Annotated in this window: 12 protein-coding genes; 6 read left to right on the top strand and 6 right to left on the bottom strand. The window is 39.9% G+C overall.

Annotation, left to right across the window (positions count from 1 at the left end; all coding sequences use genetic code 11):
- Nucleotides 1-140: 140 nt before the first annotated feature.
- Complete coding sequence (locus ACFO5O_RS02470; RefSeq protein ID WP_387960624.1) at nucleotides 141-1,109, bottom strand: SDR family oxidoreductase; 969 nt, start codon at nucleotides 1,107-1,109, stop codon at nucleotides 141-143.
- Nucleotides 1,110-1,779: 670 nt separating this feature from the next.
- Here ACFO5O_RS02470 and ACFO5O_RS02465 point away from each other — a divergent pair.
- Complete coding sequence (locus tag ACFO5O_RS02465; protein ID WP_387960622.1) at nucleotides 1,780-2,121, top strand: GIY-YIG nuclease family protein; 342 nt, start codon at nucleotides 1,780-1,782, stop codon at nucleotides 2,119-2,121.
- A gap of 356 nt (nucleotides 2,122-2,477) precedes the next feature.
- Here the strand turns inward: ACFO5O_RS02465 and ACFO5O_RS02460 are convergent, their stop codons facing one another.
- The 4 genes from ACFO5O_RS02460 to ACFO5O_RS02445 are packed head-to-tail and all read right to left on the bottom strand — an operon-like array spanning nucleotide 2,478 to nucleotide 7,673.
- The gene (locus tag ACFO5O_RS02460) at nucleotides 2,478-3,770 is read right to left on the bottom strand and encodes a nucleotide sugar dehydrogenase (RefSeq protein ID WP_387960620.1); all 1,293 of its coding nucleotides are present in this window, start codon (nucleotides 3,768-3,770) and stop codon (nucleotides 2,478-2,480) included.
- Nucleotides 3,767-4,360, bottom strand: a complete 594-nt coding sequence (locus tag ACFO5O_RS02455) for a sugar transferase (RefSeq protein WP_387960618.1) — start codon at nucleotides 4,358-4,360, stop codon at nucleotides 3,767-3,769. The genes ACFO5O_RS02460 and ACFO5O_RS02455 overlap by 4 nt, the downstream gene beginning before the upstream one ends.
- Before the next feature lie 18 nt (nucleotides 4,361-4,378).
- Entirely contained in the window at nucleotides 4,379-6,862 is a 2,484-nt protein-coding gene (locus ACFO5O_RS02450; RefSeq protein ID WP_387960616.1) for a polysaccharide biosynthesis tyrosine autokinase, read from the bottom strand.
- A gap of 16 nt (nucleotides 6,863-6,878) precedes the next feature.
- Nucleotides 6,879-7,673: a polysaccharide biosynthesis/export family protein gene (locus ACFO5O_RS02445; protein ID WP_387960614.1), complete on the bottom strand. Its 795-nt coding sequence runs from the start codon at nucleotides 7,671-7,673 to the stop codon at nucleotides 6,879-6,881.
- A 103-nt stretch (nucleotides 7,674-7,776) separates the two neighbouring features.
- Between ACFO5O_RS02445 and ACFO5O_RS02440 the strand changes: the two genes are divergently transcribed.
- Complete coding sequence (locus ACFO5O_RS02440) at nucleotides 7,777-9,639, top strand: ABC-F family ATP-binding cassette domain-containing protein (protein WP_387960612.1); 1,863 nt, start codon at nucleotides 7,777-7,779, stop codon at nucleotides 9,637-9,639.
- Between the two features lie 232 nt (nucleotides 9,640-9,871).
- On the opposite strand, the gene ACFO5O_RS02435 is transcribed toward ACFO5O_RS02440, so the two are convergent.
- The gene (locus tag ACFO5O_RS02435; protein ID WP_387960610.1) at nucleotides 9,872-10,186 is read right to left on the bottom strand and encodes a GIY-YIG nuclease family protein; all 315 of its coding nucleotides are present in this window, start codon (nucleotides 10,184-10,186) and stop codon (nucleotides 9,872-9,874) included.
- Between the two features lie 180 nt (nucleotides 10,187-10,366).
- Between ACFO5O_RS02435 and ACFO5O_RS02430 the strand changes: the two genes are divergently transcribed.
- The 4 genes from ACFO5O_RS02430 to ACFO5O_RS02415 all read left to right on the top strand — a co-directional run bounded on the left by ACFO5O_RS02430 (nucleotide 10,367) and on the right by ACFO5O_RS02415 (nucleotide 13,315).
- Nucleotides 10,367-11,137 (top strand): O-methyltransferase, encoded by a 771-nt coding sequence (locus ACFO5O_RS02430; protein ID WP_387960608.1) that lies wholly within the window; start codon nucleotides 10,367-10,369, stop codon nucleotides 11,135-11,137.
- A 117-nt stretch (nucleotides 11,138-11,254) separates the two neighbouring features.
- On the top strand, nucleotides 11,255-11,938 hold the full coding sequence (locus ACFO5O_RS02425; protein ID WP_387960606.1) for an ABC transporter ATP-binding protein: 684 nt from the start codon (nucleotides 11,255-11,257) through the stop codon (nucleotides 11,936-11,938).
- Nucleotides 11,939-12,272: 334 nt separating this feature from the next.
- A complete protein-coding gene (locus tag ACFO5O_RS02420) occupies nucleotides 12,273-12,848 on the top strand; it encodes a cob(I)yrinic acid a,c-diamide adenosyltransferase (protein ID WP_387960604.1) in 576 nt (191 codons plus the stop codon).
- Nucleotides 12,849-13,093: 245 nt separating this feature from the next.
- Complete coding sequence (locus ACFO5O_RS02415) at nucleotides 13,094-13,315, top strand: DUF2795 domain-containing protein (protein WP_010177336.1); 222 nt, start codon at nucleotides 13,094-13,096, stop codon at nucleotides 13,313-13,315.
- Nucleotides 13,316-13,489 lie beyond the last annotated feature (174 nt).

The following is a 13,489-nucleotide window of genomic DNA, read 5'->3' as shown; positions in this document are numbered from 1 at the left end:
TGGGAGAATAAATGTATTATTCGAAACTATCAAAACTTAATAGGCGACAACCCTCATTCTATCTAGTGAGGTCGTATTGTGATGGACAAGCCCATTTAGACTAGGTAGTAATGGCTAATTAGAATGAGACTCATAACATTTTAAGAGCTGAAGTCGTTCCAAGCCATTTTTAATCCCTCTTTAACGGTTACTTCTGGTTGATACCCCAACAAGGCTTTTGCTTTAGATACATTCGCCAAACTATCCCTCACATCACCTTGTCTGGCAGGACCATACAGGGCCTCCAAATCAGATCCGGCTACCTGTTTCAAATGCCCCCAAAGGGCATTTAAAGACAAGCGTTCCCCACAGGCCACATTAAACACTTGATTTCCAGCTTCATTGGAAGCAAAAAAAGCTCTCACATTGGCTTGTACCGCATTAGCGACATAGGTAAAATCGCGCGTCTGTTCCCCATCACCGTTAATAGTCGGTGGCTCATTAACCTTTAGCGCTTGCATAAATAAAGGAATCACTGCCGCATAAGCGCCATTCGGGCTTTGTTTAGGACCAAACACATTAAAATAACGTAGGCCAATAGCATCGGTGCCATAGGTCTTGCCAAACACATCGGCATAGAGTTCGTTCACATACTTGGTCACCGCATAAGGTGACAAGGGCTTACCAATAGTCTCTTCTATTTTAGGCAGGTTCTTACTATCACCATAGGTAGAACTGGAGGCTGCATACACCATGCGCTTCACATTAGAGTGCGCTTTTAAGGCCAACAACATATTTAAAAAACCCGTTATATTCACGGCATGCGTGGTAGCCGGGTCTTTTATAGAACGCGGCACCGAGCCTAAGGCCGCCTGATGCGACACATAATCCATCCCTTCCATAGCCTTCATACAGGTCTCCAAATCACGAATATCCCCCTCAATAAGTTCAAAGGCTGGATGATCCATAAATTCGGTTAGATTATGACGATAGCCATTAGAGAAATCGTCGAGTACCCGTACTTTCTTGGCTCCATTTTGTAAAAGATAGCCAACAAGGTTGGAACCAATAAAACCGGCGCCTCCGGTGACGAGAAAGTTAAACTTTGAAAGATCTTGGGTATGGTACATGCAGTAGAATTTAATTAAAGTGCAAATGTAAGGTTTTTGCTTTTATTAATAGGCAATGAAAACTCCTCTGAATTGATTATCCTTTGTTATGCTAGTCCTTTGTCATGCTTATCCTTTGTCATGCTGAATTTAGTTCAGCATCTATCTTCAAAAAAACCTAAAACAACAAAACAAGTCAACGAGATCCTGAACCAAGTTCAGGATGACATCTCTTTTAATTTGAGAACCTCCTTGTCATGCTGAATTTAGTTCAGCATCTATCCTCAAACAAATCTAAAAACACCAACAAAAATCAACGAGATCCTGAACCAAGTTCAGGATGACATCCCTTTTAATTTGAGAACCTCCTTCTCATGCTGAACCTCCTTCTCATGCTGAACCTCCTTGTCATGCTGAATTTAGTTCAGCATCTATCTTCAAACAAATCTAAACATCTAAACAAATCAACGAGATCCTGAACCAAGTTCAGGATGACAGTTCGTTTATTCAAAGAGTCCTATTTGTCATGCCGAATCCCTTTGTCATGCTGAATTTAGTTCAGCATCTATCTTCAAACAAATCTAAAAACACCAACAAAAATCAACGATATCCTAAACCAAGTTTAGGCTGGCAATGAGTTTTTCATCTATCTTTACAAAACAGGACTACAACATAGCATAATAGTTCAAGTATGGCAAGTCGAAAGCATCATAAGTATTGGGTTTATATTATAACAAATAAACCGAAAGGCGTCTTATACATTGGTGTCACTAGCAATCTTGATCAACGCATGGAAATGCACATTGAAGGAAAAGGAAGCTATTTTACTTCAAAGTATAAACTAAAGTTACTCGTCTATTATGAAGAATTTCAATACATCAAAGAGGCCATTTATCGAGAAAAACAATTAAAAAATTGGCATAGAGATTGGAAAATCAATCTCATCGAAACAGTAAATCCCAATTGGGTGTATCTGTGGGATCCAATAAATAGTAATCATATACAAAAAGATCCTGAAACAAGTTCAGGATGACATTTCGTTGGTCATGTGGAACTCACTTGTCATGCTATCCTTTGTCATGCTGAATTTAGTTCAGCATCTATCTTCAAATAAACCTAAAACAACAAAACAAGTCAACGAGATCCTGAACCAAGTTCAGGATGACATCTCTTTTAATTTGAGAACCTCCTTCTCATGCTGAATCTCCTTGTCATGCTGAATTTAGTTCAGCATCTATCTTCAAGTAAATCTAAAATACAACTTGACAAATTAATGAAATCCTGAACCGAGTTCAGGATGACATCCCTTTTAATTTGAGAACCTCCTTGTCATGCTATCCTTTGTCATGCTGAATTTAGTTCAGCATCTAACCGCAACTAATAGCGATTTTACAACCTTGCATCCACCAATTCCTTTGGTAACACAGACTTCACATCAAAAATCACTCCAATATCCGACTTCAATTTAGAGACATCAAGGGTTTTAAAGGCCTCATGGGATACCGCCAAAACGATCGCATCATAGTCGGAATGCAAAAGCGCATCAGAACACATCAAATCCAAACCGTATTCCTCAAACACCTCTTCTTTTGATGCCCAAGGGTCATACACATCCACCTTAACCTGATAAGTTTGAAACTCCTTGATGATATCAATCACCCGTGAATTACGAATATCTGGACAGTTCTCCTTAAAGGTAATGCCTAACACCAGAACACGGGCATCCCTAATGGTCGCGCCCTTTTTGATCATCATCTTAACGGTTTCCTGTGCCACATAATGCCCCATACTGTCATTCATTTTTCGTCCTGCTAAAATAATCTCTGGTGTATAACCACTCTCAATGGCCTTTTGTGCCAGATAGTAAGGATCCACTCCAATACAGTGACCGCCAACAAGGCCCGGCGTGAAATTGATAAAATTCCACTTGGTGCCTGCAGCTTCCAGCACGGCTTTGGTGTCAATATCTAAAATGCGAAAGATCTTCGACAATTCATTGATGAAAGCAATATTGATATCACGTTGCGCATTTTCAATAACCTTAGCAGCCTCGGCCACTTTGATCGATGGTGCCATATGGGTCCCAGCGGTAATAATGGTTTTATACAGGGCATCTACACGCCTGGCCACTTCGGGTGTAGACCCTGAAGTGACTTTTAAAATTTTAGTAACCGTATGGGTTTTATCCCCAGGGTTAATGCGCTCTGGTGAATAGCCGGCAAAGAAATCGGTATTGAATGTTAGTCCTGATTGCCGTTCGAGAATAGGCACACAAATATCCTCGGTAACCCCAGGATAGACTGTAGACTCATAAATAACGAGATTGCCAGGCTGTAACACCTGCCCCACGGCTTCACTGGCTTTAATCAAATAAGTGAAAACTGGCTTATTAAGCTCATCGGTTGGGGTAGGCACAGTGACAATATAGATAGCGGAATCGGCAATAGCATCTAGGGCATCACTAATCAACAAGCCACGTTCAGCTTTAGGATCGCTGGTCAATACACTCTGCAAGACCTCGGCATCTACTTCTAGGGTGCGATCCTTTCCAGCCTGCAGTTCGGCAACCCGTTTGGGATTGGTATCAAAACCTACTACTAAAAAATGTTTGGCAAATTCTACGGCTAAGGGCAAACCCACATAACCTAATCCAATTATACTGATTGATGTACCTTGCGTCATATTAAGCGGCTTAAAGATCTATAAATAAAGGTCAAATCTAAAGAAAATCGATAACTCTGCACATAGTTTTTATTGATTTCAACCTTATCAGGCCAAATCACCCTGCGATTATAGGCTTCAGGATCACTTTGTTGTGCCAAGACCTGCGCTTCCTGGGCATATTTAAGGCTGGCGGGTCCCGTGAGTCCGGGCTTAACCTTTAAAAGGACACGGTCCTCCCCCTCTAACATGTCGGCAAAACCAGGGAGATCGGGTCGTGGCCCTACAAAACTCATCTGCCCAAACACAATATTAAACAGTTGTGGTAGTTCATCCCAACGGTGCGCTCTTAAAAACTGTCCAAATGGACTTATGATTTCAGCGCCTAAACCTTGCCCTTTTTTGGCCTGACGCAGCGTTCGTATTTTATAAATGTGAAACAAACGGGCATGCTGACCCACTCGTACTTGCTTAAACAGACCCCACTGTTGAGTGTCTACACTAGCAAAAAGCACTAATAAAAGCAGCGGTATAAAGAGAAACAACAGCAAAATCAGACTGAAACTAAAATCAAAAAGGCGTTTATAGAGCAGTTGTTGGCTAGTAATCAAAAGCTAAAGGTTGAAAAATTAAAAGCGTCTTAAAAAACGGCGTACTTTTTTAACTAAATTAGGCTTGTCATCTTCGTGATAGGCATTGCCATAAACCCCGTAACCATAGCCGTAACCATAGCCATAACCATAACCGTAACCATAATTATGATTGGTTTTATGCTTGTAGAAGTTGAGTACAAAACTGATGTTTTTAACCTCCCCAACGCGGTATTTGGCATTCACCAGGGCCAACATACCTTTTTTGGTATAGTCCAAACGGATCATAAAAATGGTGGCATCTGAATACTGAGTAAGTTCTAGTGCATCAGTCACCAGCCCCAGAGGCGGCGTATCCAAAATAATCATATCATACTTTTCTCGGAGCTGGGCTATCAAGGTTTTGATAGAATCACTCATCAATAATTCCGACGGATTAGGAGGCACAGGCCCAGAAGGAATCACGTCCAGATTTTCAATATGTGTCTTGTAGGTCACTTCATCAATAGAACTTTCTCCAATGAGATAATTAACCACCCCTTGATCGTTATTAATATTAAAATCTCCAAAAATTTTAGGTTTACGTAAGTCTAGCCCTAACAGCATAGTTTTTTTACCAGAGAGCGCATATACAGTGGCCACATTAATGGAGCAAAAGGTCTTCCCTTCCCCACTCACTGAAGAAGTAATCATTAAAGTACGGCCTTGTTTAACATCTTTGTCCTGTTTCTTATATATAAACTGCAAACTGGAACGAATGGAACGAAAGGACTCGGAGACCGCCGACTTGGGCTTTTCAAAAACCACGAGATTGTTAGGGTAGTTGTATTTCCCAACTAGACCTAAAATGGGAATTTTAGACAGGCGTTCCACCTCATCAGAGCCATGAATGGTATTGTCTAATAAAAAGATGACAAAAATAAAAAACATGGGGGTAAAAAAGCCGACCATCAAGGCCATCATATAATTAAGGCTCTTATTAGGCCCTATAGGCCCATTGCCAATATCTTTCGCCGCATCTACTACTGTAATATCCGAAACATTGGCTGCTTTCACAATGGCAGCCTCACCACGCTTCGCCTGATACACGTCATAAGCCTCTTGGCTAATGTCCATTTTGCGCTGTATCTTGAGATATTGCTGCTGATCTTCTGGTAAATTACTCAATTGGCCTTCATAAATAGCTATGGATTTATTAAGCGTATTAAGTTGGATACCGATGGTTTTTTTAGTGGCATCAATAGTCTCTAATAATACATTCTTTTCCGAATTAATTCGACGATCGATATCTTCAAACAAGACCGAACCTTCTTTGGCCGTATGCTCCAAGTTTTGACGCTCAATGGCTAAACTAATAATTTTGGCCACACTGCCTAAAATATTCCCTTCGGTTATACCCACCGACGTTGGCGCGGCAATTCGACTATAATCAGTTTTTGTGTTTAAGTACTGCTCTAACGAATTAAGATAATTAAGTTTAGATTGTTCTTCCTCTTTCTTAAGATCAAACTCTTTAAGTTTGGCGGACACCTGCGCCATTTCTTCACTCACATCGAACACCTTATTTTGTTTCCTAAAGGCATTCATCTCCTCAATAATATTCTTTAAATTACCATCAACAGAGGCCAGACTACTATCTATAAATCGTATGGTATTGGTGGCATATAAATTCTTACGCTCTAACTCTGTTTTGCTTAAAATGGCTGCCGTGGCATTTAAATAATCCACAATCTTGGCTTTGTTAGTCCCCGACAAGGTTAACTGTAGCACGGCTGAAGAACCCGCAAACGGTTTAATACCCACGGCAAACTGAAACGAGCGCACCACCCCATCAAAATTTAAAAATTGGATAAAAAACTCCGAATTGGGAAGAAGACGCTTGCCTGGTCGCTGTGTGATTACTGCATTAAAAAAGGGCAATTGAATAGAATCGCCTAACCTATAGCGCTTTACAAAGGGTCCATTAGGCACAGGAACGGCGTAGGTAGATTTGTCGCTATAGCGTTGTACGGTTTGACTCGTGCCTTCAAACGTGGTAAAAAGTTCAAATTCCTTATCATTGATAAAACGTATACCCAATTGTTTCCCGAGAATCTGACCTTCTGCTCGATTAATTTTAACTTCATAAGGTGAACTTTTGTAGATATCCACCATTCGGTATTTGCCCTGAACTAAATAACGCATAAAAAAGTCTAGAGAATCCACCACCTTTTCATTATGGGTGCGCGTACGAATCGTGGTCATAATCTTACCTACCTTACCAGAAACCCCACCCCAATTAAAGGAGATACTGGTATTGGCCGTAAAAAAGGGATTCTGTTCACTCTCCACAGAAATAAGAGAGTCCAACCTATAAATATTCTCTTTACGGATATTGATGAGATAAGCAATAATCAAGGCTACTCCTATACTCACCAAAACCAACTTCCATAAGTTAAGGGCTTTAAATAAAAAGCCTCTAAAATCAAAGGTAGTGCCCTGCGGTTCGGAAGTGTCTATATCTTGAAATTCGGAATTTGACATAAATTTAGCTCATCCATTAACGTTTTGCAATTAATATAATACTGGTTAATAAGGTCAACACCGAAGCAATTCTCGTGATATTTTCTAATACCGTAGTCCCTGTACCCAAAGCCTTTTGCTTTAAGGGTTTTACATAGATCATGTCATTGGGTTGTATATAGTAATAGGGCGACTGCATTATAGCAATATCGGTGAGATCCAGATGATGGATCTCCTGGCCTTGGGGGTATTGCCGTATGAGTAAGACATCCTTTTTATCGCCTGTTACGGGAATATCACCAGAATTGGCCAGAGCCTCAAAAATATTGACGCGTTCCTGATATAGTGTCTGTGTTCCTGTATTGTTAATTTCTCCACTGGTCGTGTAACGCAGCCCTGCAAGTTTTACCGTCACAAAAATGCGCGCTGTTTCTTTAAATTGTTCCTTTAGAAGCAATGCCTCCACTTTACTTTGGATTTCTACAGTGGTATATCCCAAAACTTGGAGCTCTCCTAAAACCGGAATACGAATATTGCCATGAAGATCCACCGTAAAGCCATTCATATAAGCGTTTTCGGCTGAAGTGGCATTAAGATCACCACTATCACCTATGGGGTTAAAAATAGCCACATTGTCCTGATCCAGCACTTTAATACGTATACTTAAGATGTCGTTGATCTGTACACGATAAGGTTGCTGTATCTGTTGTAATACTTGTGTGGAATCTATGGCAGTTCCTTTTTGCTGATAATACAAAGTATCTTTATACGGAATGCAGGAGGTAAAAAAACTACACAATAAAACTCCAATAACTAGCAAAGGGTATTTCATACAAATAGAGGCCATGATCCTCACAAATATAGCGCATCACTAGGAATATCAAAACTATTCTGTATTTTTTTGTTTTATTCCCGTTATTTGCAAAAAACTTACTGTGAATTACATTACTGTTGAACAGATTTCAAAAGCTTATGGAGAGCTCCAACTCTTCACAGACCTTTCCTTTAGCATTCATAAAGATCAAAAGATTGCCTTTATCGCTAAAAACGGAAGCGGGAAGACCTCTATATTAAATATCCTCTGTGGCACCGATACGCCAGATGCTGGACAAGTGGTGATGCGCAACGGACTTCGTCTGGCCTTTTTATCACAGTCCCCCCAATTTGATGAGTCCCAAACCGTTGAAAGTACCATTTTCAATTCTGACTTGCCCATCCTCAAGATTGTAGCAAATTATGAAAAGGCCCTGCTACATCCAGAGGACACCGAAGCTTACCAAAAAGCCTTTGAGCAAATGGATATCCACAATGCCTGGGAATACGAGTTGCAATGCAAACAAATCTTGTTTCAACTTAAACTCGATCAGCTTAACCAAAAGGTCAGTACGCTTTCTGGAGGACAAAAAAAGCGATTAGCACTGGCCAAAGCCCTGATCATCAACCCCGATGTATTGGTGCTGGATGAACCCACCAACCACCTAGACCTCGAAATGATTGAATGGCTAGAACAGTATTTTGCCAAAGCCCAGTTTACACTCTTTATGGTCACCCACGACCGTTATTTTCTAGAACGGGTCTGCAATGAGATTATTGAACTAGACCATGGGCAACTCTATACCTACAAAGGCAACTATTCCTATTATTTGGAGCAAAAGGAAGCGCGCGTAGTTCAAGAACAGGTGGAAACAGGCAAAGCCAAACAACTGTTTAAAAAAGAACTGGAATGGATGCGCCGACAGCCTAAAGCCCGAACCACAAAGTCTAAATCTCGGATTGATGACTTTCAAGACATCAAAACACGTGCACAGCAACGCCGTAAGGACCACACCATCCAATTAGAATTGAATATTGAACGGCTGGGTAGTAAGGTTGTCGAATTCCATAAGGTATCCAAAGCTTTTACAAACAAAACCATCCTAAACGGATTTGATTATGTCTTTAAAAAAGGCGAACGCATTGGCATTATTGGTAAAAATGGAACAGGTAAATCCACCTTTTTAAATCTGCTCACCAAAACGGTGCAACCCGATGCCGGAAAGATTGTGATTGGTGAAACCGTAAAATTTGGGTACTATACCCAATCTGGGATACAGGTGCAGCCGGGGCAAAAAGTGATTGAGGTTATCAAAGCCTTTGGAGAATACATCCCCTTAACCAAAGGACGACAAATCTCGGCCAAGCAACTTTTGGAACGCTTTCTATTTGACAGTAAAAAACAATACGATTATGTTGAAAAGTTAAGCGGTGGTGAGCAAAAACGACTCTACCTCTGCACAGTGCTTATACAAAATCCCAATTTCCTGATTTTAGATGAGCCTACCAACGATCTCGATATTGTCACCTTAAATGTCTTGGAGGAATTTCTATTGGATTTCCCAGGCTGCTTGTTAGTGGTCTCTCACGATCGTTATTTTATGGATAAGATTGTAGACCATTTATTTGTGTTTAAGGGTGATGGCGAGGTGCAGGATTTTCCAGGCAATTATAGCGATTATCGCGACTATGAAGCCAGTGCTCCTGAAGAAGACAAAGCAAAACACGAGGCTCCAGATCCTAGTCGACTTGAACAAAACGAAGCGCAAAAACTTAACTATAATGAACAAAAAGAACTCAAAAATTTAGAGACTAAGATTAGGGCTTTGGAATTGGATAAAAAGGCTTTGGAAGCCAAATTTCATGATAGTGGTTTGACTCAAGATCAAATCAATGCCCTCTCCAAAGACTTGCAGAAACTCATAACTGAAATCGAAACCAAGGAAGCACGTTGGTTTGAACTTTCGGAAAAACTGGAAAATTAAAATCAACTAGAATTATTGTCACAATGAACCTGCCTGCTCCGAGCCAGTTGAAGGGGTCGAAGTGTGACTAAATCCATATTCTATTGTCACACTGAGCCTGTCGAAGTGTTACCCAAACCATATTCTATTGTCACACTGAGCCTGTCGAAGTGGTATCTAAATCTATCTCTATTGTCACACTGAGCCCATCGAAGTGTTATCCAAATCTACTTCTATTGTCACATTGACTTAGTTAAAGGTTGTCTAATTTTGGGTTTCCATATTCAGAATAATTTTTAGAAAACTTCACAAGATCCTCCCACTTACCTTCGATTAGAGCTTGTTTCTTTTTTCTTGACCAGCCCTTAAGTTGTTTTTCTATGGCGATGGCATCTTTCGGATCTGTACATTGTAAATGCCATTCCAAACGTATTGGAAGCCGTTTCGCAGTATAGGCAGATGCCAATCCGTTTTGATGTTGTATAAGACGATATTCTAAATTATTAGTTATACCAGTATAGTAGCTTTTATCGGCACAAAGTAGGATATAAACAAAATAGAATTTCATAGATTGAATATATGTTTTTCAATTGCACTTCGACAAGCTCAGTGTGACATACTTTTATAGGAAACACCTCGAATCTTCGACCTGATTTGGGTAGGCAAACTCAATATGACAAAACTAATACTATTCCATAATACTCTCACTGGAACAATATGAGTTCTTTTGTATAGTTTTGCAAACATTATGTATCAAAGTATTCAATACATTAAATTCCTACTAACATCTACCAACCAGCACGGTGTGCACTCCCCCTTTGTTTATGATTTAATAACGAAGTGTTTTTACGATAAGGTTTCCTATCCCGCCTATAAGTCCCTAAAGACATACAGAAATTCACTACTTAAAAATTCAGACACCATTCAAATCACCGATTATGGTGCAGGCTCTAAACGTTTTAAATCCTCAAAGCGACGAGTAGGTCATATTGCAAAAACTTCTGGAACCACACTACATCGTGCACAACTACTTTTCAGACTCGCACACTACTTAAAACCAAAACGGAGCTTGGAACTTGGCACCTCTTTAGGAATAGGCACACAGGCGATTGCCCTTGGCAACCTTGAAGGTCAGGTCAGCAGCATTGAAGGTAGTCCAGAAATCGCAGCCATTGCTGCTCAACAACTTCAAGACTTTGGCATACAAAATCAGCAGCTAAAAATAGGCCGATTTGAAGAGCAACTCCCACAATTAAACCAACAGCAATGGGATCTAATTTTTATAGATGGTCATCATCAAAAAAAACCCACACTACAGTATTTTGAAACCCTACTCCCTTCTGTTCATAATAACACCATTATGATCTTTGATGATATCTATTGGTCTAAAGGCATGACGCAAGCTTGGGAAAACATTAAACAACATCCTAAAGTCTCGGTGACCATTGACAGCTTTTTTTGGGGCCTCGTGCTATTCAGAAAAGAACAGGTTAAAGAAAATTTTAAAATAAGAATGTAACATCCTTTAGTCTTTAACGTCATACTAAACGTATGTCTCTAGCTCACATACATGAAAACAACTATTAAACTTGGACAGCTGATATGGCTTCAAACTTCATAAATTTAACTTTTACCAATGGCTAACATTATAAAAATTCGAGACATTATCAGGGATTTTAAATTAGGACAGGAAACCGTTCATGTTTTAAAAGGAATCGATTTAGATATTAATAAGGGTGAATATGTAGCCATTATGGGGCCTTCGGGCTCTGGAAAATCGACATTGATGAACCTATTGGGATGTTTAGATACACCTACAGCGGGCTCTTACATCTTAAATGGAAAAGATGTGAGTAAGATGAGTGATGACGAATTGGCCGAAATACGTAACAAGGAAATTGGATTTGTATTCCAAACCTTTAATCTATTGCCACGTACCACCGCTTTAGATAATGTTGCCCTCCCTATGGTCTATGGTGGCGCCTCCAAACGCGACCGCACCGAACGTGCAGAACAGGTACTTACCGATGTTGGCTTGGCCGACCGCATGGATCACCGCCCCAATCAGCTTTCTGGAGGACAGCGTCAGCGTGTTGCGGTAGCGAGAGCCTTGGTGAACAATCCTTCTATTATTCTTGCTGATGAACCTACCGGGAACTTAGACTCAAAAACAGGCGTTGAAATTATGAATTTGTTTGATGCCATACACAAAGCTGGAAATACCGTAATCATGGTCACTCATGAAGAAGAAATCGCTGCGCACGCCGAGCGGGTAATTCGCCTGCGTGATGGACTTATTGAAAGCGATACTAAAAAGTAGTTTTCAGTTTCCCTCCTTGAGGAGGGTGTCTCGAAGAGACGGGAGGTGTTCACATGTCCCAAATAAAGCTAACACACCAGAATTAAAGTCCATTCCTATTCAATCAATAACACGAATTTCCAGAAAAATTCTTTTAACTTCTTATTTCTAATACCTGCCTTTTAAACTTTGCAAATTCCCTCCTTGAGGAGGGTGTCTCGAAGAGACGGGAGGTGTTCACATGTCCCAAATAAAGCTAACACACCAAAATTAAAGTCCATTCCTATTCAATCCATAACACGAATTTCCAGAAAAATACTTTTAACTTCTTATTTCTAATATCTACCTTTGAATTATGAAGATCTACACCAAAACCGGCGATAAAGGCACCACAGCACTCTTTGGAGGCACACGTGTCCCTAAACATCATATACGAATAGACAGTTATGGAACCGTTGACGAACTCAATTCGTATTTAGGTCTCATCCGAGATCAGGATATTCACCAAGAATACAAGTCCTTTTTAATACATATTCAAGACAAACTGTTTACCGTTGGTGCGGTATTAGCGACCGATCCTGAAAAAGCCATTCTAAAAAGTGGGAAGGAGCGTTTAAACATTCCAAAACTCGCTTCTGAAGATATTCAGGCATTAGAGGACGAAATGGACCGCATGAATGAAGCTTTACCACCAATGACCCACTTCGTTTTACCTGGTGGACATCAAACTGTGTCATTCTGTCATATCGCACGTTGCGTATGCCGTAGAGCCGAACGTTTAGCGGTGGCACTCAACGACGTTGAGCCTTTTCAGGCTGAAACTTTGATGTATTTGAATCGCTTATCCGACTACCTTTTTGTCTTGGCACGGAAGTTGTCTTATGACTTGCAAGCCGAAGAAATTAAATGGATTCCTAAAAAAGAATCCTAATCCCTTAAGCTTATTGTAACTTTTGCTCATCTTTGGATAATTAAAATCCAGAACAAAAAATTACACGTTCTTTGTAGTAATGTAACATCCAGAACGCGTTTGTAATCTGCTGCGAAACAGGGATTTTAATCCTTTTGAGCGACTGAAATATCGCTGTAAAAAAAGATACAGAAAAATAATTGGATTTTTCCTTGACTTTTTCAACTAAAAATTTATTTTTGCACAAAATTAAAACACATTATAACATGTATTGGACACTAGAATTAGCATCGTATTTAAGTGATGCGCCTTGGCCAGCAACTAAAGATGAATTAATTGATTATGCCATCCGTACAGGAGCGCCATTAGAAGTTGTTGAAAATTTACAGGCCATTGAAGATGAAGGAGATTCTTACGATTCTATCGAAGAAATCTGGTCAGATTATCCAACAGATGAAGACTACCTCTGGAATGAGGACGAATATTAACAACCTTTACCTAAAAGGTTGATACATAAAAAGAAAAGTTAAAAAGTCTCATTACGAGACTTTTTTTGTGCGCTTTGTTTTAATAAACCTCGCACAAACCCTATCTTTGTTTGCCTTTTTTAAGGCTAAAGCAAAAACAAACGAGATTAATCAATATACCTCCTATTAAAATCA

Origin of the sequence: Geojedonia litorea (assembly GCF_042654525.1) — a bacterium.
GTDB lineage: Bacteria > Bacteroidota > Bacteroidia > Flavobacteriales > Flavobacteriaceae > Geojedonia > Geojedonia litorea.
The sequence above is the reverse complement of the archived record's forward strand: the minus strand, read 5'-3'. Positions and strand labels throughout refer to the sequence as shown.